General features: G+C 60.6%; 20 protein-coding genes. 10 read left to right on the plus strand and 10 right to left on the minus strand.

Features of this window, described 5'->3' with window-relative positions; genetic code table 11:
- Positions 1–1,408: condensation domain-containing protein (locus VOI22_RS20535; protein WP_323798317.1), on the minus strand; the 1,408-nt coding region annotated here is incomplete at its 3' end.
- A gap of 292 nt (positions 1,409–1,700) precedes the next feature.
- Between VOI22_RS20535 and VOI22_RS20540 the strand changes: the two genes are divergently transcribed.
- The 9 genes from VOI22_RS20540 to VOI22_RS20580 all read left to right on the plus strand — a co-directional run bounded on the left by VOI22_RS20540 (position 1,701) and on the right by VOI22_RS20580 (position 10,954).
- Positions 1,701–1,949, plus strand: coding sequence for a hypothetical protein (locus VOI22_RS20540; protein ID WP_323798318.1), 249 nt, complete (start codon positions 1,701–1,703; stop codon positions 1,947–1,949).
- The gene (locus tag VOI22_RS20545; protein WP_323798319.1) at positions 1,946–2,161 is read left to right on the plus strand and encodes an MbtH family protein; all 216 of its coding nucleotides are present in this window, start codon (positions 1,946–1,948) and stop codon (positions 2,159–2,161) included. The genes VOI22_RS20540 and VOI22_RS20545 overlap by 4 nt, the downstream gene beginning before the upstream one ends.
- The gene (locus tag VOI22_RS20550) at positions 2,161–2,982 is read left to right on the plus strand and encodes a thioesterase II family protein (RefSeq protein ID WP_323798320.1); all 822 of its coding nucleotides are present in this window, start codon (positions 2,161–2,163) and stop codon (positions 2,980–2,982) included. Before VOI22_RS20545 ends, VOI22_RS20550 begins: the two co-directional genes overlap by 1 nt.
- Positions 2,979–3,689, plus strand: a complete 711-nt coding sequence (locus VOI22_RS20555; protein ID WP_323798321.1) for a hypothetical protein — start codon at positions 2,979–2,981, stop codon at positions 3,687–3,689. The genes VOI22_RS20550 and VOI22_RS20555 overlap by 4 nt, the downstream gene beginning before the upstream one ends.
- Positions 3,690–3,801: 112 nt before the next feature.
- Positions 3,802–5,034 (plus strand): outer membrane beta-barrel protein, encoded by a 1,233-nt coding sequence (locus tag VOI22_RS20560; protein WP_323798322.1) that lies wholly within the window; start codon positions 3,802–3,804, stop codon positions 5,032–5,034.
- Positions 5,035–5,051: 17 nt separating this feature from the next.
- Positions 5,052–7,079 (plus strand): autotransporter domain-containing protein, encoded by a 2,028-nt coding sequence (locus VOI22_RS20565; protein WP_323798323.1) that lies wholly within the window; start codon positions 5,052–5,054, stop codon positions 7,077–7,079.
- Positions 7,080–7,224: 145 nt separating this feature from the next.
- Positions 7,225–7,704 carry a YcjF family protein gene (locus VOI22_RS20570; RefSeq protein WP_028466914.1) on the plus strand — a complete coding sequence of 160 codons (480 nt, stop codon included), beginning with the start codon at positions 7,225–7,227 and terminating at the stop codon, positions 7,702–7,704.
- 318 nt (positions 7,705–8,022) lie between these two features.
- Positions 8,023–9,741, plus strand: a complete 1,719-nt coding sequence (locus VOI22_RS20575; protein WP_323798324.1) for a cyclic peptide export ABC transporter — start codon at positions 8,023–8,025, stop codon at positions 9,739–9,741.
- The gene (locus tag VOI22_RS20580) at positions 9,734–10,954 is read left to right on the plus strand and encodes a prohibitin family protein (protein ID WP_323798325.1); all 1,221 of its coding nucleotides are present in this window, start codon (positions 9,734–9,736) and stop codon (positions 10,952–10,954) included. Before VOI22_RS20575 ends, VOI22_RS20580 begins: the two co-directional genes overlap by 8 nt.
- Positions 10,955–11,071: 117 nt before the next feature.
- Here the strand turns inward: VOI22_RS20580 and VOI22_RS20585 are convergent, their stop codons facing one another.
- The 3 genes from VOI22_RS20585 to badH are packed head-to-tail and all read right to left on the minus strand — an operon-like array spanning position 11,072 to position 13,841.
- A complete protein-coding gene (locus tag VOI22_RS20585) occupies positions 11,072–12,214 on the minus strand; it encodes an acyl-CoA dehydrogenase family protein (protein ID WP_323798326.1) in 1,143 nt (380 codons plus the stop codon).
- 45 nt (positions 12,215–12,259) lie between these two features.
- Entirely contained in the window at positions 12,260–13,042 is a 783-nt protein-coding gene (gene badI, locus VOI22_RS20590; protein ID WP_323798327.1) for a 2-ketocyclohexanecarboxyl-CoA hydrolase, read from the minus strand.
- A gap of 31 nt (positions 13,043–13,073) precedes the next feature.
- Positions 13,074–13,841, minus strand: coding sequence for a 2-hydroxycyclohexanecarboxyl-CoA dehydrogenase (gene badH, locus VOI22_RS20595; RefSeq protein ID WP_323798328.1), 768 nt, complete (start codon positions 13,839–13,841; stop codon positions 13,074–13,076).
- A 122-nt stretch (positions 13,842–13,963) separates the two neighbouring features.
- Here badH and VOI22_RS20600 point away from each other — a divergent pair, with 122 nt between their 5' ends.
- Positions 13,964–14,443 (plus strand): MarR family transcriptional regulator, encoded by a 480-nt coding sequence (locus tag VOI22_RS20600; protein WP_323798329.1) that lies wholly within the window; start codon positions 13,964–13,966, stop codon positions 14,441–14,443.
- 13 nt (positions 14,444–14,456) lie between these two features.
- Here VOI22_RS20600 and VOI22_RS20605 read toward each other — a convergent pair whose 3' ends face one another.
- From VOI22_RS20605 to VOI22_RS20630, 6 genes are read right to left on the minus strand one after another with little or no spacing between them, the layout of a single operon-like run.
- Positions 14,457–14,918 (minus strand): DUF3237 domain-containing protein, encoded by a 462-nt coding sequence (locus VOI22_RS20605; protein ID WP_323798330.1) that lies wholly within the window; start codon positions 14,916–14,918, stop codon positions 14,457–14,459.
- Position 14,919: 1 nt separating this feature from the next.
- The gene (locus VOI22_RS20610) at positions 14,920–15,792 is read right to left on the minus strand and encodes an amidohydrolase family protein (protein ID WP_323798331.1); all 873 of its coding nucleotides are present in this window, start codon (positions 15,790–15,792) and stop codon (positions 14,920–14,922) included.
- Between the two features lie 12 nt (positions 15,793–15,804).
- Positions 15,805–17,622 (minus strand): feruloyl-CoA synthase, encoded by a 1,818-nt coding sequence (locus VOI22_RS20615; RefSeq protein ID WP_323798332.1) that lies wholly within the window; start codon positions 17,620–17,622, stop codon positions 15,805–15,807.
- Positions 17,619–18,113, minus strand: coding sequence for a MarR family transcriptional regulator (locus VOI22_RS20620; RefSeq protein ID WP_323798333.1), 495 nt, complete (start codon positions 18,111–18,113; stop codon positions 17,619–17,621). Before VOI22_RS20620 ends, VOI22_RS20615 begins: the two co-directional genes overlap by 4 nt.
- Positions 18,110–18,886 (minus strand): crotonase/enoyl-CoA hydratase family protein, encoded by a 777-nt coding sequence (locus VOI22_RS20625; RefSeq protein ID WP_323798334.1) that lies wholly within the window; start codon positions 18,884–18,886, stop codon positions 18,110–18,112. Before VOI22_RS20625 ends, VOI22_RS20620 begins: the two co-directional genes overlap by 4 nt.
- A gap of 9 nt (positions 18,887–18,895) precedes the next feature.
- The gene (locus VOI22_RS20630; protein ID WP_323798335.1) at positions 18,896–19,660 is read right to left on the minus strand and encodes an SDR family NAD(P)-dependent oxidoreductase; all 765 of its coding nucleotides are present in this window, start codon (positions 19,658–19,660) and stop codon (positions 18,896–18,898) included.
- Positions 19,661–19,665 lie beyond the last annotated feature (5 nt).

Here is a 19,665-nt window from a genome sequence, read left to right on the forward strand (position 1 = left end):
CCCGCGCCGTCGCGTTCACACCATCAAGAAGCCACCCACGCTCCGAAGCGTCCACCAGAGGAACAGACGAAGCAGACCCAGCACCACCAGACGCCAACCACGACAAAACACGCGAATAACGCGAGGCCAATAAAGCGGCGTCTTCCTCGCTGAAAGCACCGAGCGACAAGTCGAGGTCAACCTCGACCCGCTCACCGTCGCCATATTCCCGGACGAAGATCTCGACCGGCGTGCGCTCGACGCCGTTCAGCAGCACCCGGGGCACACCGGCCACAGCATCGCCAAACGGCAACTCGCCGAAATCGACACGTTCATAGGAGATGTTGATATCGAAAAGTTGCAGTACCCGTTGCGCTGCCAGACCGAGGCTCCGGTTGACTCCGGAGAGCGGATAGCGGTGATGCCGCATGGCGCCTCTCATGGCCCGGTCAAGCTCGGACAGCAGGGCATCCAGGCCATCGGCCGGATCAAGCTGAACGCGTGGCGCGGTGGTCAGCGAGAACAGCCCGAAGGTCTCCTTGTCCCGTGCGGTTGGCCGGTTCAGCACCGGCATGCCGAACACCATGTCGGTCGCACCAGAGAGCTTGTGAAACAGGATCAGCGCGGCGGCCATGAAGAGCCGTGCCGGTGTCGCGCCCTTTTCGGCGGCCACCGCACGCAGCTTTGTCATTGTGTCCGCGTCGATACCAATCCGCTGCAACGAGGTGGACTCGGGCGGGCGTCCTTCCAATACGCTGGGCACCGCATCGACCAGTCGGTCGGGCAATGTCCTGTATTGATCGCTCCAATAATCAGCAGCCTTGGCGAAGCGCTTGCTTTCCAGGAAGGCGCGGTCGCCTTCTACGGCATCCGCGAATTGCGGCGCCTCCGGCAGCTCCGGATGCTCTCCGCTGACCAGCGCGCTGTAGGCTGCCGCAACATCCCGCATCAGAATACCGTTGGCCCAGGCGTCCATATTGATGTGATGATAGCTCATCACCCAGATATGCCGGTCCGTTGCAAAGCGGATGAGGTCGAAGCGGAAGGTCGGACCGCCATCGAGCGAAATGGCCCGGCGCCCGAGATCGGCGGCAAGCGTTTCGGCAGCACTTTCCGGATCGGCAGCATCCGAAACGTCATGCAGATCGAACATCCGCTCCGGCGCCGGGCATTCGATCTGCACCGGCTCCAGCCCACCATCGTCTGAAACGGGTGTCAGCCTCAGCGCCTGGTGTCGCTGCCACACCCAGAAAAGCGCCTGCTCGAATTTCTCGGCGTCAAGCGGGCCGGAAACGATACTGCGCGCCGACACGGTATGCACGGCCGTGCCAGGGAACAAAACATGCTCTCGCCAAACCTCCTGTTGCGCCATCGAAAGCGGCAACGGATAGTCTATGGAATGAGCCTGCTCATTCATCGTGCCACTCACAGTCAATCTCCGAGGGTTTTCAACATACAAAACCAGAGCATGAAACTACGCCCGATTCATCACCCAACAAAATTGATTGAATTCGCTCAAAACAGCGCGAATTTAAGCATAAACAATAAATCCAATATACCCAGAACCCATTGTGAACAAATAATTAATCGTTTGCAAACGCCTTAGCCTCACCTCATAGTGCCGCGGTCGTCGCTGGAAGCTGCCTTCAGGATAAGATCGCCCAGCGCGAGCATTTTGAGCATGTGACATATCGAAACATGCGAATATTTGTTACGGTATTATGATGCCTGTCGCCGCCGCATTAGTGAAACTCGCACTCTTCGTGCTCTGGGCGCTGCCGACTTATAAGTCGACGGTGGAGATGCTGGAGATGCGGGAGCGCCGGTTGGGAATCCTGCCGGACGAAAAGGACGTGACAGCAGACAATGCGAGCGTCGAACCGGAAGGCGAACCGGCACCAAAAACCACGAAATCAGCGCCGGCCAAAAAGGCCCGCTCCACCTCTCAAAAACAGACGAGGACAACATGAGCACCGGATCCGAGACAGCTCCCGACCAGGCAGAAACCCCGGTCGCGTCGCATCAGGTTCTGATCAACGATGAAGAGCAGTATTGCCTATGGCCTTTGGCAAAGGCGGTGCCGAGCGGCTGGAGATCCGTCTTTTCAGGAACGCATGAGGATTGCGTCGCTCATGTCGACAGGACATGGACCGACATGCGACCAAAGAGTGTTCGGGCCTGATGGCCTCGGGATTGATGGCAACGGGAGCAATGCCGGGCGTCCTGCGATCAGTAGCCGCACCGACGCCCTGGCTGCCTGTACAGCGCCGGGCCGGCGTGGGCACAGGACCTGGCAGCGTTCTTATCTGCTTCCCTCCGGCAGGCGCCGGTGCCGGTTTTTTCCGTGAGTGGGCGGGCTCCCTGCCCGGTATCCGCATTGTTCCGGTTCAGTTACCCGGCCGCGAAGAGCGCTTCGGAGAAGCGCCCGAAGAAGATGCCGTGGCGCTCGCCCGGAACATCGCCGACGCTATCGCCGCGGAAGGCTGGGATCGCCCGGTTTTGCTCGGTTACAGCTACGGTGCATTGCTTGCTTTTGAAACCGCAATGCAGTTGGAAGCCGAAGACATCGATATCGCCTGTCTTATCGCAATGGCCCGCGCCGCCCCGCAGACCACACCGCAACCGACCGTCGCCGACATGGGTGACGATGCGTTCCTCGACTATGTCCGGCGTCTCGGCGGCCTGCCGCCAGAGGTCGATGAAGTGCCTGAGTTCGCGGAACTGATGTTGCCGGTCATGCGCGCTGACTTCCGCGCGAACGATCTTTATGCCCGGGCCGAAAGCGAACGATTACGCTGCCCCATCCACACCATTGCCGGTACGGCCGATGCGGCCACTGCCGACGGACGGGACGGTGCCTGGGCGGAACGGACCAAGTCGGATCATGGACTTGCCCGGATTGATGGCGGTCACTTCTTCATTAACGAAAAACCAAGCGCCGCATTCCATCAAATTCGCGATATGATATCATCCGCAAGCCATGCTGGCGGGGTTAAAGCATGATTTTTTTCCAGACCTTACTCGTCGCGATGGCCCTTCTGTTGTCGGCACTGCCTCACACGGCAGATGCTCAAACACCCGTCCCGCCGATCGATGATGACGAAGCCATACCGACTTCCGGTCTTGGCGCCACAACAGTTGGTCAACGGGTGATTCTGTTACCGGATGGAACTTGGAAGATAGATCAATTCTATAGCGCCGACGAAGTGACCGCGATGAGCGACCACGGACGGGTCGTCACGCTTTCACGCACGACCGACCCTGTGACAAAGCATCCCGTCCTTCGCTGGAAATATGCAAGAGGCCACGGCGGGCCACTGCAAATCGTCGTCTCCCGCGCCATCACGACAGACAGAAGCAGGCACAGCACGGATGACAATTGCATCCCGGTCCTCACCATTCGGAATCTAACCAACCTGGGCCTTTTCCGCATCATTGCCGAAGTCGAATTTACGGTGAAAGATGGCAGCGGCCAATCAGCGACAAGCGTGATGGCTGGTCCATTAGATGACGGTGAGGAAGGTGATTACCTCGCCTCACCCCTTTTTCTGGAGACCTGCAAGAACCTGGAAGCGACCGTCAACATACCCTATTGCACATTCGAGAACGGGCTCGATTGCCGTGACGTTGTGACCGCAACACAGTTCGGAACCATACCGGCCAAGATCGCCGCCCCGAAAGAAAAGGCCGCACAAACGAAGCAGAACTAATAGAGAACCTCCACGCATCCGCGGGGGACGATGGATGCACCGGCGGTTCCAGGGGGATACAATGTTCGGATTACCCAAGTCGTCGAAGATTATGAGCGGACACCCATTGGCGTTGGCACGCAGGACAACTGTTGCATCGTTGATGCTGCTGCTGACGGGCCTTGCCGCCACACCGTCGGCAATGGCTCAAATTGCACCGCTTCCGCCCGTTTCCGGCTTCGAGCAACCATCCGGACTCAGCTTCGGCGGTTTCAAATTCTACAACCGGATCCAGGCCGGCCTTATGGCAACCGATAACATTCGCCTCGACCCGACAGAAGAATCTGACTTTAAAAAGATTTTCGCTTTTAATGCAGGAGCTCAGTCGGACTGGGAGAAGCACGCGGTGGCAGCCACCGTCAGTTATGTCGACCAGAAAGCCGTCGATGTTTCCGATCAGAAGAGCAGCGCACTCTCCGGAACGATCAGCGGACGCTATGACTTCACAGACGCCCTCAACCTGCGGCTCGGCGCCCTCAACGAAGGCAGCATCATCGGCAAGAACGATCCGCTGCAATTCAACGGAAACCTGAACGGCACAACCCAGACCAACACCCTGGAAGCCGCACTCGGATGGGACGACAAAAAGTACTTCGTCAATTTGCTGAGCCGCTATCAGGACGTATCGAACGATACAGATATCGATGTAACCATCGTCAGCCGGGTGCAGTCTCAGGACCGCGAGGAATACAATCTCACTCTTGAAGCGGGTCAGCATTACAGCTGGGGTAAGGCCTCTGTCTTCAGCGGCCCGATACGGATCCGGTATTCGGGCTCGGATTTCATTCTGCCGGAGGATCGTGATTCCGAGGGCGGCCGCGTCGGGATCGGCGCCGAATTCGCGCAAGGCAACCTGTCCGGCCTCGTCCGCGTCATCGGCTTCGCGCAGTATTTCGACGCGCCGACCATTGGCAAGGTGATTTCCGGCGTCGGCACGGCGCAACTGACCTACAAAATCGATGACCAATGGGGTGTCGGCGGGGCGCTACAGCGCACATTCGACGAAACGAACATCCAGACGTCGGGCGGACTCTTCACCAATCTCGCGGCAGTTTCGGCACTCTACCGCCCGGCAGATGATATCTACCTGAAGCTTGGTCCGACCTACAGGTTCTACACAATCGAAGGCACTCCCTACGAGGCGGAAAGCTTTACCCTGGATGCGACCGCCGCATGGCAAGTGCATGACCGCGTCGAATTAATGTTCAATGCCTCGGCATCGAATCAGCTCGTCAACGACGCGTTCCTTTCAAATCTCCAGTACAGCGAATCGTCGGCGACAGTCTCGGTCGTCATTACGTTCTAACCGGGAGAACAAGCGTCATGGCACAGAAGACATCCCGCGCGCGCCTCGCCGCAACCATATGTAGCGCAATCCTCGGCTTTGCAGCACCTGCTTCGGCCGATGACCGATACATCTTCCTCGGCGACAGCCTGGTGGACAATCAGAACAGCTTTATCGCGACCGGGCTCATCACGCCGACGAACGTGATCCCGCGAACACCGCCCTATTATCAGGGACGTTTTTCCAACGGCCCTAACTGGACCGACCGGCTGGCGCCGACGCAGCTCTATTACATGGATTACTATTTCAGCAATCCTGACTGCGCGACCACCAACGCTTCCAACGGACTTGCAAGCCTGTGCGGCTCAACCACAAATCCAGGAGCGCAGGACGGCGTCAGTCTCAGCTTTGCCTTCGGCGGGGCGAAAGCCGGAACGGAAGACTTGCCGAGCGCCGCGCCGGGCCTGCTGTCAGTGTTTGACGATCTGACGGCCTATAACACCTCCGGCGTCGTCGCCAACACCTCCGGCGCAACCTTCGCCATCCTGACCGGCGGCAACGACTATACGAACTATGTTATCGGCGCCAATCCGGGCGTCAGCGAGCAAGGCATCGTTGATCAGACGCTGGGAAACATCCAGACCGGCATTGAGCGGGCTTCCACCCTCGGCGCCCGGCGCGTGATCGTACTGAACCTTTTCGATCTGGACCGGGTACCGACCCTGGTAACGGATTTTACAGCAGATCAATTGGCGCAATCGGGGCGCCTGTCTGCGTCCCACAATGCCGGCATGCCAACCATGTTGCAAACGGCCCGGACGAATACCGGCCTCGAGATCATTCTGGTCGATCTCGACGGGCTCTATGACGATATCGATGCACAGCCAAGCCTCTATGGCTTCACGAATACCACCGGCTCCTGCATCACCAACAATGCAGCTAACGGGCAATGCCCGGACACGGCGAGCGAGAACGCTACGCTCTACTGGGATGGCCAGCACCCGACCACCGCGGCGCACGGGTATATCGCCGAGCTGGTGACCGCCACCCTGCAGGCGGTCGACAGCGATGGCGGCAGGCTTGCGGCTCTCGCCGATTCAGGTCTGGAACAACAGCGCGCCGTAATGTCAGCCCTGCGCGGCCAGATCCACAGCTTGCGCAGCGCACCGGGTCTTGCAGGTTCCGGAGCGGCACCGGTCAGCAGCCAGAAATTCGGTGACAGCACGCTCTTCATCATTGCCGAAAACGGGTTCGGCACCCGGGACAAGGACGGGGACTTCTCCGGGTACGACTACGATAGCCGGATGGCAATGGTCGGCATCTCCTATCACCCGCCGGGTATGACCGAGGATTTCGTCTTCGGCGCCCATATCGGCTATGCCAGCCTCGACTCGTCAATCAATGGCGGTGGCTCGTTTGACAATGACGCGGTGACTGTCGGGGGCTTCGGCGGTTGGCGGAGTGGCCAGTTCAGCCTCGGGCTGCAGGCAGGCCTGTCCTATCACACGGTCGATGACGTGAAGCGCGACACCGGATTCTCCGTGATGCCGACAGCACGCAGCGATACCAGCGGATGGGGCGTGAACGCCGAACTGGAAGCGCGCTGGGACAACGACATAAAGATCGGCGAACGGCGCATCGGCTATGCCGCAACCGGGCGGCTCGGCGCCGGCTGGACAACCGTCGACGGCTTCACGGAGAGCGGTGCCAGCTTCCTCAACCTGACGGTCGAGGACAGCGATGTTGCCGAGGTGAAGGCCGGAGTGGATTTCACCGTCTGGACGAACCTCGATACGAAAAATGGCGTGCTGCAACCCTATCTCGGCGTCGGCTATGAGCATGACCTGCTCGATGCGGAGCGTGAGATCGACGGCCGACTGTCATCCGGGCAGACCATCCATGCGGATTCACGTGCAGCAGCACAGAACTTGTTCAATCTGGCGGGTGGCCTCCGGTATCTCGCTTCCGATGGTTTGCGGGCGGAATTGAAGGTGGCCGCTTCTCTCGGTACCGGCGGCGAGGAAAGCTTCATTTTGCCGCAGCTGAGAATCGCTAAAAGCTTCTGAGCAGTTGTACTCAAAGGACCGTTTCGGATATGCTTGAAATGATTGAGAAAGACCTTCGGCCGGCTGGGCGCAGAATAAAGATGAGGGGCCGCTTGGCCACGCACCATTACACAAAATACGACTTCACCAACTCTGGAGAGTAATGATGGCAGATGATGTATTGGCTGCTCGGCGTGTCGAAGCCTCGAGCATCGTAAACACCTATATGGGCTGGTCCGCCGGCGCCAGTTTCATTCCGCTTCCGTTCGCCGATCTGGCGGCGGTCACCTTGGTTCAGATCAAGATGGTTGCGGATCTGGCAAAGCTCTATGAAGTGCCGTTCTCGCGCAATGTCGTGAAAACCATCATTGGCGGCCTGCTTGGTAGCCTGGTTCCGGCCGGACTGGCGCGCGGCGCCTCCAGCCTGATCAAGGCGATCCCGGGCGTCGGAACAGTGCTTGGCGTGCTGGCCGCGCCGGTCTTCACGACTGCATCAACCTACGCGGTCGGCAAGGTCTTCATCCAGCACTTCGAAGCTGGCGGCAACGTGTTGAACTTCGACCCGGAAGCCATGCGCGAGCATTTCAAAGCCGAGTTCGAAGAGGGTGTTTCCAAAGCCTCCACATCGACGAAGGCCGCAGCCTGATCAGTCACGACGGCTGAAAATTTAGACAATCCGACCGGACGGCATAGGCGGCCCGGTCGGCTGTCATATCGCAGCGACGCTCAAATCGGATTGCGCCTAATGCAATTTATCCCACTCGGTCTCTATGTGCTGCTTTCTGTGATCCTGGCCTATGCCGGTCGGCACACCCGGATCGGTGCGTTTGGGGTATTCCTTTGCTGCGTGATCTTTACGCCGCTGTTGGTCGGGCTAGTGTTTGCGCTGGTCCGGCCTGCTTTGAAAAAAGCTTCATCCGGCCCTTCTCAAGAAGGCTAACCCGCCCCGGGAGGAATTTCCGCGATGGAGACCGGTTCCGCCGCTGCCGATCTGGTTGCGTCAAACGGCCTGATTAAATTCCTGCGCAGCGAAGCGACGCTATCGCCTCGCAAGGCACTGACCGTGGCCGCCGTTGCCGGCCTGACCAACGCGATGATCCTTGCGGTCATCAATACGGCGGCCGAGCATGCCGAACAGTCGGAATCGCGCCCGCTCTATGCGGTGTTTTTCGCTGCCGCAATGATTCTCTATGTTATTTCACAGCGCTGGATCCTGACCCAGGCCGCCGAACAGGTCGAGGCGATGATCCATCGCGTGCGCATGCGCATCGTCTCCCACCTGCAATATTGCGAACTGCTCGATGTGGAGCAGCTCGGACGGGTGGTGATCTACAGCGGCATCGCACGCCATATGCAGACGCTCTCGCAATCCGCGTCAACCATGACCATTGCGGTGCAGATGACGATCCTGATTCTGTTCACGGCGCTCTATATCGCGTGGATTTCGATCACATCTTTTATCGCTCTCGTTGCCTTCATGAGCGTTGCTCTGTTCGTCTACTGGCGAAAATCCTATTCGGTGCGAAGCGACCTCCGCGGCACGCTGGAGATGGACAACGACGTCTACAACACGATCGACGACCTGCTGGACGGCTTCAAGGAAGCCAAACTGAGCCGGGGCAAGGCCCGGGCCATCATCGCTCGGATCGAGGAAATCAGCCAACGCGCCTCGGAGATGCGGGGCGTTACACAAATCATGCTGGCAAAGAACTTCGTGTTCTCCCAGACCGCCTTCTACCTGCTGCTTGGTACCATGGTGTTTGTGGTCCCGATCCTGACCTCGGGCTATTCAGACGAGGTTCAAAAGTCGACCACCGCCGTACTCTTCATCATCGGACCGATCTCCGGCCTGATAGGCTCCATCCCGATCTTCGAGAACTCCTCCGCCGCGGCCGAGGCGATCATGGATCTGGAACGCGACCTGAAAAGGATGTCCGGTGTCGAGTTGGCGGTCGACGAAGACGGCAAACCACTGGCGGAAGCGCCGACGGCGGACAGCACGCGCTTCGCAAATTTCAAGACCCTCGAACTGCGCAAAGCAGTGTTCCGCTACACCCCGCCAAACGGCGACCCCACTGAAAGCTTTGCCATCGGCCCGATAGATCTCACCGTAACGCGCGGGGAAGTTCTGTTTATCACCGGCGGAAATGGCTCCGGAAAATCGACCCTGCTGCGTGTCCTGACCGGCCTCTACCCCTTGCATGAAGGCACCATCCTGGTGGACGGCAAGGCTCTCCCACAGAATGCATTGCAGGATTATCGCGAAATCTTCGCGGCCGTCTTCGGCGACTTCCACCTGTTCTCGGAACTGTATGGCGTTCCGGATGAGGCGCTGGACGAAGTCGCGGACTGGATCGCCACGCTGGAGATCCTCAACAAGGTAAAGTTCGACGGCCAGCGTTTTTCCACCATCGACCTTTCAACCGGCCAGCGCAAACGCCTGGCCCTGCTTGCCGCATTGCTGGAAAAGCGCCCGATCCTCGTGCTCGACGAATGGGCCGCCGATCAGGATCCGATGTTCAGACGCAAGTTCTACCGTGAGATTTTGGGTATGCTGCGATCACGCGGGGCCACTATCATTGCCGTCACTCACGACAACCGCTTCTTCGATGCTGCCGACAGGCAAATGCACATGGAAGATGGTATGATGGCGACCTTCGACCCGGAGCTTTTCCATGATTAGTCGCTTCTTCAAATGGGCGTCGGCCTGGACGGGCAGGCACTGGGTAGAGTTCTTCGCCGCCGGTGCGCTGCTGCTCCTGATGATCATCGTGTTGTGGCCACTGATTGTCTACACAGTGCCGCCGGGATCAGTCGGGGTGATGTGGTACCGGTTCTTCGGCGGCACAGTCACAACGAGGGGCGAACAGCTCAGGGAAGGCATTCACTTCATCCTCCCGTGGGACAAAATCTACATGTACGATGCGCGCCTGCAGCGCATCAGCGAGAGTGTGCAAGGACTCAGCGTCGACGGCCTGGAGATCACGGTCAATATCTCCAGCCGCTTCGTCATCAACAGTAAATATGCGGGTTTCCTGCACAAGAGCATCGGGCCGAACTATACCGACACCCTGATGCGTCCCCAGCTCCGCACCCTGATCCTGACCTATATTTCAGAAAACGAGGCCTCTGACCTCTATTCGACCCGGCGCGAACGGGTGCAGACCATCGTGCAGACCCGGTTCCAGAGCAAACTTGCGAACATCTCCTCCAACGTCCCGTTCGACGAAGCTTACGTCAATCTCGAGGACGTGCTGATCGAGGAAATCACCCTGCCAACCTTTGTACGCAATGCCATCGAGCAGAAGGAACGGGTCCGCCATATGAGCGAGGCCTATGAATTCCGTCTGCGGCTGGAAGAAAAAGAACGTCAGCGCAAGCGGATCGAGGCAGAGGGTATTCGCAGTTTCCAGGAAATCGTCGCGCCGGGCATCACCGAGAGCTATCTGCGCTGGCGCGGCATCGAGGCAACCCTGCAATTGGCCCAGTCCAACAACTCCAAGGTTATCGTCATTGGCGGTGCAGACGGGCTGCCGATCATCCTCAACACCGACCCTGGCCTGAAAGGCGTAGAGAACGAACAACGGGGTGCGCCGAGCGGCAACAGTTCGCTTGGACCGCGCAGCGACCTTCTGAAGATGCCTTCCCTCGCCGGGCCGGCACCGCTGACCGCTACCGGTGCCATCATCAATCAGGACACCATGACTCCGCCCGGCACTCCTGCACCGGAGGAAAAAGGGTCACCGGCCAGCCAACCGCAGGCCGGAAGTCCGGCACAGCCCCCGGGCGGCTTGCCCATGGCGGATCCAGCGGCCGAACAGGCGCTTGGGCAATGGATTGATAAATTAACAGGCTCCGCCGGCAAGGATGGCGCCACGCCAAAGCCAGTGAACTAGCCGAATAACCGGACGCCTTAGTCTTTTCCACCCGCACCCGACAGGGTGCGGGTGCCATAAATCTCCGGAGGCGCCGGTTTTACGGCAGCACATCGCGCGCCAAGCGCGGGGACCGGCCTAGGCGGAACGCAGTTTTTCCCGGGCGACGATGGTTTTCATGATCTGCGCCGTTCCGTCGCCGATTTCCAGCCCCATCACATCACGCAGGCGCTGCTGGTGCGGCAGATCCAGAGACCAGCCATAATGCCCATGGGTCAGCAGGCACTGATGGATCACCTCCACGGCGCTCTTCGGCGCCAGCCACTTGCACATAGCAGCTTCGGAGGTGTGCGGCCTTCCCGCATCCTTCAGGCGCAGCGTGTGGTAGCAGAGTTGTCGGGCAGCCGCGATCGCCGCCTCGTTTTCCGCGAGCGGAAAGGTTATGCCCTGGTTCGCCGCCAGCGGCGCTCCGAATGCCTGACGCTGCTGGATGTAGCGCCAGCTCTCGTCGAGGGAGGCCTGTGCGGCGCCGAGAACCTGGAGCCCGATCAGCGCCCGGCTGAAATCGAACCCCTGCATCACCTGGACGAATCCCCCGCCTTCTTCCGAAAGCCGCCAATCTGCCGGTATCTCAACATCGTCGAAGAAGATCGAACAGCGGCCGATGGCATGACTGCCAAGGTCCCTGTAGCGCTGGGTCGAGATACCGGGCGTGTCGATCGGGATCAGGAAAGCACTGATGCCGCGGGCACGATCCTCGGCGGCGCCAGTCCGCGCGAACAGCACGATGGCATCGGCCTGGTCGGCCATGCTGATCGACGATTTCTCGCCCTTCAGGATATATCGGTTTCCGGAGCGCCGCGCCGTGAGCCCGAGGTTGGCGGCGTCCGATCCGCCACGCGGCTCCGTCAACCCGATGCAGACGACGGACTCGCCGGAAACGATCCGGCCGATCCACTCGGCAGCGAGGTCCGGCGCGGCGTGCTCCGAGATGATCTTGCCATTCAACGAGCCGAGGATCTGCAGGTAGGCGACATTGAGGTCGGCATAACCAATCGCCTCGGCGATCAGTCCGCTGGTTACGCTGTCGAGACCGAGACCGCCCTGTTTTTCGGGCAGTTCCGGCGCGATCAGGCCGAGACCACCCAGTTCCCGGACGAGCGCCCTGTCGATCCTGGCCTCGGCCTCGCGCGCCTGATAGCCCGGCGCAACACGTTCGGCCGCAAAGCGCCGGGCGGTTTCGAAAATACTCTGCTGGTCGTCGCTGAAGGCCGGATCCATGGCGCTTGCCTCTTTCAAAACGTGATCGAGCGGCTCTAGGCGCCGTTACTTGACATGTTTACGGAAATCCGGCTTTCGCTTTTCCAGGAAGGCGTTCACGCCCTCGCGGGATTCATCGGTGTCGTAATAGAGCTTCAGGGCATACATCCCCATACCGGCGATGCCCGCCTGGTGCGCGGTGTCCATGTTGAAGGAACGCTTCGCAATGGCGATCGCCGTCGGGCTCCGCTCGCAGATTTCCTCGCCCCATTTCTGCACTTCCGCATCCAGTTCGTCCTGCGGCACACATATATTGGCCAGTCCCATCTCGACGGCTTCAGCACCGGAATAGCGTCGGCAGAGATACCAGATCTCGCGCGCCTTCTTCTCTCCGACCGCGCGGGCGAGATAGGCTGTGCCGTAGCCGGGGTCGACCGACCCCATCTTCGGCCCGACCTGACCGAAGACGGCCTTGTCCGAGCATATTGTCAGATCACAGATCGTCGCCAGCACGTTACCACCGCCGATGGCATAGCCCTGCACCCGCGCGATCACCGGCTTCGGCACGTCCCGGATCGCGGCATGCAACTCCTCCATCGGCAAGCCGATGGTCCCGCGTCCGTCATATTGCCCGTCATGTTCAGACTGGTCTCCCCCGGTACAGAAGGCCCGCTCACCGGCCCCAGCCAATACAATGGCGCCAATCTCCCGGTCATAGCCGGCCTTGTAGAGCGCCTTGATCAGCTCATCGCAGGTCCGGCCGCGGAATGCGTTCATCTTTTCCGGCCGGTTGATCATGATCCAGGCAACGCCGTTGCGAACCTCGTAGAGCAGGTCCTCGAAATCCATTTTATGTCCTCCAGAGTTTTCGTTGACCGTCTCAGCCAGCCATCGTCAGGCCGCCGGAGACACTGAGCACCTGTCCGGTCACATAAGCCGCGTCGTCGCTGGCGAAGAAAAGGATCGCACCCGGAAGATCCTGCGGCTGTCCGATGCGTCCCAAAGGGATGGCCCGCTCGAAAGCCTTCAGCAATTTGTCCGGGTCGCCCGCACCTTCCTTGAAGTCCGCGAACAGCGCCGTATCCGTCGGTCCGGGACAGACCACATTGACGGTGATCCCGTGCCGGGCGTGTTCACGGGCGATCGTCTTGGAAAAAGCGACGAGCCCCCCCTTGCAGGCGGCATAAACGGCTTCTCCTGAAGACCCGACGCGCGCGGCATCGGAGGAAATATTGACGATGCGTCCGTGCCGTCGCTCGACCATGCCTGGAAGGACGGCGTGATGCATGTGAAGGGCGCCCGTCAGATTGATCGCGATCAGCCGCGCCCATTCCTCCGGCACCGTCTGCGCGAATGGCTTGAAGATGTCCCATCCAGCATTGTTGACGAGGATATCGACGGGCCCGAGTTCTTCCTCCGTCCTGGCAACTGCGCCATCAACCGCCTTCCGGTCGGTGATGTCGCACTCAAGCGCGATGGCATGCCCACCCGCATCCCTGATCCGGCCTACAGACACCTCGGCGGTCGCGAGATCCCGGTCGAGCACCGCCACAGCGGCACCTTCAGACGCAAGGCGCAAACAGGTCTCACCGCCGATGCCGCCACCACCGCCGGTCACGATTGCCGTGTTGCCGTCAAAACGTTTCATGAATTTCCTCCCTCAGACCCGATCCAACGATCTTCATGCCGCCGCTTTTACTGGTCATAATATATATCAATGCTATGATGTATATTATGGTGCGTCAATTAGTTGATGGAATGCGCGTTCGCATGGCAGACCCCGACATAGTCCTGCAGGATGACCACTCGGTCGACGAAGTCGCAAACCGGCTTTTTTTCCGCCTTTATCAATCATCCAACCTCATGCATAAGGCGGGAACAAACGCCGTTGAAGCCTTTGGCATCACCACCCAACAATGGGCCGTGCTTGGCGCTTTGGCGCGAAAACAGGTTCAGAAAGACGGAATGTCCGTCAAGTTATTGATGGAATATTTGATGGTCAGTCGACAGAGCCTGACCGCCGTTCTCGATCGCCTGCAGCGCGCGGGGCTTGTCGAACGCATTCGTGCGGCAGATGACGGACGGGTCCGCCACGTGCGGCTGACGGCAAGCGGCAAAACAACCTGGGAAGCCATGCAGGGCGCAATCCAGGCATTTTACGATGCAGCGCTCTCGGAGCTTTCAGGGGAGGAGAGCTACCTGCTCATGCGATTCCTCGACCGACTCTGCAACGGATTGGCGAAGCTCTAGAGCGATACGCCCATCAATCAATTGCAAAGAGAGCGATCTCCACGGCGGACGGGAGCCGTGCGCCCGTGCCGACAAACAGCGTGCGATTGACCCAGTCGTAGCGCGGATCCCCGGTCTCGAGACGAGCCGATGTCCGCATATAATAATCTGCGGGGTCTACCGGCTGCCCCTCCGCGAGTTTCGCCAGAACGTCCGGCGGGCCGTGCCGGTATCCCTGGTTCAGCACCTCGATCAAAGCGCCGTCCGGTGTTTCGAAGGCATAGCGGGCGTCGAGCCAGGCGCATCCATTGTCATAGACTGTCTGCCAGTCTGCGCCGACGCCGAGGATTGTGCCGTTAAGCTCCGGTCCCTCGACCCGGCCGCCCACGATCGGGATAATACGCCGCTTGCCCGCCCGTCCCTGACCAAGCTCCCGGATCGAGCTCAACCCCACCGTCAGCGTGCAGACCGGGCGCAGGCCGGGCGCGCCGCGCATCTCAGGCGAACCCGAGCAGACGGGCGGCATTGCCTTTCAGGATATCGGGGCGGATCTCGTCCTTGATCTTGATCTGCTCGAAATCCGCCAGCCAGCGCTCCGGCGTGATCATCGGCCAGTCGGAGCCGAACAGGACCTTTTTCCGCAGGATCGAATTGCAGTAGCGGACCAGGATTTCCGGGAAGTATTTAGGGCTCCAGCCAGAGAGGTCGATATAGACATTCGGCTTGTGCTGGGCGACGGCCAGCGCCTCCTCCTGCCAAGGGAAGGACGGGTGCGCCAGAATGATCTTCAGGTCCGGAAAATCGACGGCGACATCGTCCATATACATCGGATTGGAATATTTAAGCCGCATGCCATTACCGCCGGGCATGCCGGAGCCGACACCGGTCTGGCCTGTGTGGAAGAGCGCGATGCCACCCTCTTCCTCGATTGCCTCGTAAAGCGGATAGGCCATCCGGTCGTTCGGATAGAAGCCCTGCATGGTCGGATGAAACTTGAAGCCCTTGATACCGAAATCCCGGATCAGACGGCGGGCTTCCCGTACCCCCATCTTGCCCTTCCAAGGATCGATGGAGGCGAAGGGAATGAGCACGTCGTCATTCTCTGCCGCGAGTTCCGCGACTTCCTCGTTCTTGTAGCGCCGGTAGCCGGTCTCGCGCTCCGCATCAACGGGGAAAATCACGGCGGCGATATTCTGCTCACGATAATGCTGTGCGGTCTCCGGCACGGTCGGCGGGTGCTGCCAGGGCGCCCGGAAATACTGCGCCATGGTCGCCTGCAAATCATCATAACCATCGTCCGTGTGGCAGCCGCACGGCTCCTCGGCATGGGTATGGATATCGATCGCCCTGACCTTGGAAATATCAACCATATTCCTGTTCCTTCAGAGTGTCGTCACGGCTGCATCACCGTCGGAATAGAGCCGCTCAAGAAGCGCGGACCGGCGCTGCAGGACACGGCGGAAATTGAGGTTGCCCTTGGCAGTCATCTCTGCCTCCGGCATCGAAGCTGGCTCGGCCAGCACAATAGCCCGGCTGACACGTGTCGAGCTGCCGGAAAATTCCCGGTCCCGGACGGCAAGCCGACGGTGAATATCGCCGAGTAACAGCCTGTCGGTCAGCGCACCGTCCGCCTCATCAAGAGCATATCCCTCACGCTCCAGTTCGCCGAGGTTGGGGAAGATCATCACGCCGATCTCATCCCGGTCGGCGCCGGTCACCACAAGATCGGCGGCGAGCGGCGCGAGGCAGGACAAGAGATCGAGCCGCAGTTGGGCAGCTCGCACCCAGGTTCCGGTCAGCAGCTTGAAGTCTTCCGAGATCCGGCCATCGAACCGCAGGCCGCGATTGAAGTCGTTCGGATCGACAAAGGCCATCGCGTCTCCGGTGATCAGGAAGCCTTCCTCGTCGAACGCCGCCCGGGTTTTCTCCGGTGCCTCGAAGTAACCTGGCATGATGTTCGGCCCCTTGACCCTGACCTCGCAGCGCATATCCGGGTCCGGGACGAGCTTTACCGTAACCCCGTTCAGCGGCACACCGACGACGCCGGAACGTTCGGTCGGCTCCATCTGCATCAGCGCGGCAGGCGCAGTCTCCGTCAGCCCCCAGGACGAGGTGATCAGCGGGATCTCGCCCTTGACCTCGAACGCCATGCGCTCAAGCCCCTCCCAGACTTCCTGCGGCAGGGAGGCCCCGGCATAGAAGATCAGATCCAGCCCCTCGAAGAAACGCTGGCGCAGAGCTTTGTCCCCGGACAGGGCCGAGACCAGCATGGCGAAGCCGACCGGCACGTTGAACGAGAGGGTACCGGGCATCAGGGAGAGATTCTCGACCGTGCGCTCGAACAACCCCTTCACCGGCTTGCCGTCATCGATATAGAGGCTGCCGCCATTGGCCAGCATCATGTTGAAATTGTGCGAACCGCCGAAGACATGGTTCCACGGCAGCCAGTCTGTGATCCGTGGCGGCCGTTCACGCAGAAACGGCAAGGCGTCGGCGATCTGGGTCTGGTTCGCGCACATCATACGGTGGGTAGTGAGCACCCCTTTCGGCTCCGAGGTCGAGCCCGACGTCATCAAGATCTTGCCGACCGTATCCGGCGTGACGGCGGCAAAAGCGGCCTCGACATCCGCCTCTGCCCGCGCTTTCAGCAGATCGTCAAAAGCCGTGACATCGCTCCGCCCCCCGGTTCGGCTGGCAACGATCTCGATGCCGTCGAACATGTCCAGCGCCAGGGCTTCGGCATATTGTTCAGCGTCGATGGTGTAAGCCATGCGCGGACGCACTAGTTCCACCGCATGGCGGAGCCGGTTATGGGCGCCATGGATTAGGGAATACTGCTCGGCCACGGGGACAATCGGCGCGCCGATATATTGCGCGGCCAGAGCGAGCAGTCCGTGATCCACACCGGCTCCGGAGAGCACGATGATCGGCGTTTCTGTTCCCATGCCGCGTGCCAGCAGCGCCGCCGCCAGAGCCCTGACCTTTTCCAGCACGGAGGCAAAGCTCTCTCCCCGCCACCCGGCGCCGCTGCGCTCGGCGATAAAGATGCGGTCCGGCGCTTCGGTAGCCCAGTGATGCAGCCAGTCTCCTGTCCGCTCGACGACCGGGCCGAGTGTATAGGATGAGCGCAGGATAATGCTGCCATCGGGGCGATCCTCCCGCTCGGTGCGATGAGGCCGAAAACTGGCGGTGCGCTTCATTTCGATCCGCCTCCATCACCGCCCTGCCGGATGACTGTCATCGCCTCGGCAACCGTCGCCCGCATTTCCGTCGAGAGGTCGCTGAACATCCGTTCCTCGTGCCGTTCGACCTCTGCCATCGCCTTCTCGCAAAGCCGCCTGCCTGCCAGGGTGACGTTCAGGGCATAGGCCCGCCGGTCCGTCGGCACCCGCTCGCGGACAATCAGGTCGCGTCCTTCCAGCTCATCGACCAGCACAACGAGATTCGGCCGTTCGATATCCATCACTGTGGCGAGCTGGGACTGGCTGAGCCCCGGATTGTCCATGATCAGTACCAGCGCCGTATAGGAAGTCATCCTGAGATCGAACGGGCGCAGTGCCTCTGCCAGATCCGCCTGCACGACATTGAAGGCCCGCTTCATCCGGTAGCCGAGAAAGCGCTGCAACAGGGAATCGGACGCTTCGCCGGCAAGAGGCGGCACCGCGCCCGGTTTCGTCTTGGGCGCCGTCATGCCGCGCCTCCGAATTTCGGTGCCCTCTTCTCCAGAAACGCAGCCAGCCCTTCAATCGCGTCCGGACTGGTCTGGGTCAGCGCCGCGCACAGGCTTTCGGTGAAGAGGCCGTCGGCCTTGGACATATCCTCGATCCGGCTGAGCGCCTGGATCATGATGTAGTTGGAAAGCGGTGCGTTCGAGGCGATCTTGGCGGCGAGATCCAGCGCCTGCTCCAGAGCCTCTCCTTCGCCTACCGCATAATGGGTCAGGCCAAGCGCCAATCCTTCTTCCGCCGAATAGCGCCGGCCGGTCAGCATCATCTCGATCATCCGATCAGCGCCGAGAATGCGCCCCACCCGCACGCTGGCACCCCCGCCAACGAAGATCCCCCTGCGGCCTTCGGGCAGCTGGAAGATGGTCGAGGGTTCCGCCAGCCGGACATGGGTCGCGCTGGCAAGTTCAAGCCCACCGCCGATCACAGCGCCAGACAGCGCCGAGACCACGGGCAGGCCGCCGAACTGGATGCGGTCCATCACCGCGTGCCAGCTTCGGGAATGCCGCATCGTGCCTTCGGCGTCGCGGGCGACATGCTCGCTGAGATCGAGGCCAGAGCAGAAATGCCCGCCAGAGCCGGTCAGCACCACGGCTTTCACCTCCGCCGGCGGATTGACGAAGAAAGCGTCAATCGCCTGCAACAGGGCATCGCACATCGCATTGCGCTTGTCCGGCCGGTTCATGGTCAGAACGGCAATCTCGCCGCGCGCTTCGATAGTCAGAACAGGGTCGCTCATGGGAATACCTCAGCGCTTCGGCAGCCGGACCGCGCCGTCGAGGCGGATGGTCGTGCCGTTCAGATAGGGATTGGTGATGATCTGCCCGGCGAGCAGGGCATATTCCTCGGGCTCCCCGAGCCGGGCCGGGAACGGAATGTTTTCGGCAATCTTCTGCGCCACCTCTACCGGCAGGCCCTGCATCATCGGGGTCTGGAACAGGCCCGGCGCGATGGAGACCACACGGACACCAAACTGGGCGAATTCGCGCGCTGCCGGCAGGCAGAGCGAGGCAATCGCCCCTTTCGATGCTGCATAGGCCGCCTGGCCAAGCTGGCCATCCTCGAATGCCACCGAGGACGTATTGACGATCACCCCGCGCTCACCGCCTTCCAGCGGCGGCAGCTCGGCGATGTGCCGGGCAGCGTGGCTCATCACATTGTAGGTGCCGAACAGGTTGACCCGCAGCGTGCGCTCGAAGACGTCGATGGAAAGCTTGCCCTCGCGCCCAACAATCCGGGCAGCGGTGCCGATCCCGGCGCAGTTCACGACAATGCGCGGCGCCGCGCCAAGTTCTTCGGCAATGCTGTCGATCACGGCGCCAACCGCGTCCGCGTTGCTGACATCGACCTGACGGAAGAGACCGCCGATTTCCGCGGCGACTGCTTCTGCCCGCGCGGCATCAAAGTCGAGGATGGCGACCTTTGCCCCCTGCGCGGCCAGATGACGGGCCGTCGCCGCCCCAAGGCCGCTGCCGCCGCCCGTCACGAGTGCTGCGTTGCCTGTGATCAGCATGATTT

Origin of the sequence: Nisaea sp. (assembly GCF_034670185.1) — a bacterium.
GTDB lineage: Bacteria > Pseudomonadota > Alphaproteobacteria > Thalassobaculales > Thalassobaculaceae > Nisaea.

Excerpts from the sequence above, each read along its gene's own strand:
- VOI22_RS20540 (WP_323798318.1), top strand. The coding sequence starts at position 1,701 with ATGATGCCTGTCGCCGCCGCATTAGTGAAACTCGCACTCTTCGTGCTC.
- VOI22_RS20545 (WP_323798319.1), top strand. The coding sequence starts at position 1,946 with ATGAGCACCGGATCCGAGACAGCTCCCGACCAGGCAGAAACCCCGGTC.
- VOI22_RS20550 (WP_323798320.1), top strand. The coding sequence starts at position 2,161 with ATGGCCTCGGGATTGATGGCAACGGGAGCAATGCCGGGCGTCCTGCGA.
- VOI22_RS20555 (WP_323798321.1), top strand. The coding sequence starts at position 2,979 with ATGATTTTTTTCCAGACCTTACTCGTCGCGATGGCCCTTCTGTTGTCG.
- VOI22_RS20565 (WP_323798323.1), top strand. The coding sequence starts at position 5,052 with ATGGCACAGAAGACATCCCGCGCGCGCCTCGCCGCAACCATATGTAGC.
- VOI22_RS20570 (WP_028466914.1), top strand. The coding sequence starts at position 7,225 with ATGGCAGATGATGTATTGGCTGCTCGGCGTGTCGAAGCCTCGAGCATC.
- VOI22_RS20575 (WP_323798324.1), top strand. The coding sequence starts at position 8,023 with ATGGAGACCGGTTCCGCCGCTGCCGATCTGGTTGCGTCAAACGGCCTG.
- VOI22_RS20580 (WP_323798325.1), top strand. The coding sequence starts at position 9,734 with ATGATTAGTCGCTTCTTCAAATGGGCGTCGGCCTGGACGGGCAGGCAC.
- VOI22_RS20585 (WP_323798326.1), bottom strand. The coding sequence starts at position 12,214 with ATGGATCCGGCCTTCAGCGACGACCAGCAGAGTATTTTCGAAACCGCC.
- badI (WP_323798327.1), bottom strand. The coding sequence starts at position 13,042 with ATGGATTTCGAGGACCTGCTCTACGAGGTTCGCAACGGCGTTGCCTGG.
- badH (WP_323798328.1), bottom strand. The coding sequence starts at position 13,841 with ATGAAACGTTTTGACGGCAACACGGCAATCGTGACCGGCGGTGGTGGC.
- VOI22_RS20600 (WP_323798329.1), top strand. The coding sequence starts at position 13,964 with ATGGCAGACCCCGACATAGTCCTGCAGGATGACCACTCGGTCGACGAA.
- VOI22_RS20605 (WP_323798330.1), bottom strand. The coding sequence starts at position 14,918 with ATGCGCGGCGCGCCCGGCCTGCGCCCGGTCTGCACGCTGACGGTGGGG.
- VOI22_RS20610 (WP_323798331.1), bottom strand. The coding sequence starts at position 15,792 with ATGGTTGATATTTCCAAGGTCAGGGCGATCGATATCCATACCCATGCC.
- VOI22_RS20615 (WP_323798332.1), bottom strand. The coding sequence starts at position 17,622 with ATGAAGCGCACCGCCAGTTTTCGGCCTCATCGCACCGAGCGGGAGGAT.
- VOI22_RS20620 (WP_323798333.1), bottom strand. The coding sequence starts at position 18,113 with ATGACGGCGCCCAAGACGAAACCGGGCGCGGTGCCGCCTCTTGCCGGC.
- VOI22_RS20625 (WP_323798334.1), bottom strand. The coding sequence starts at position 18,886 with ATGAGCGACCCTGTTCTGACTATCGAAGCGCGCGGCGAGATTGCCGTT.
- VOI22_RS20630 (WP_323798335.1), bottom strand. The coding sequence starts at position 19,660 with ATGCTGATCACAGGCAACGCAGCACTCGTGACGGGCGGCGGCAGCGGC.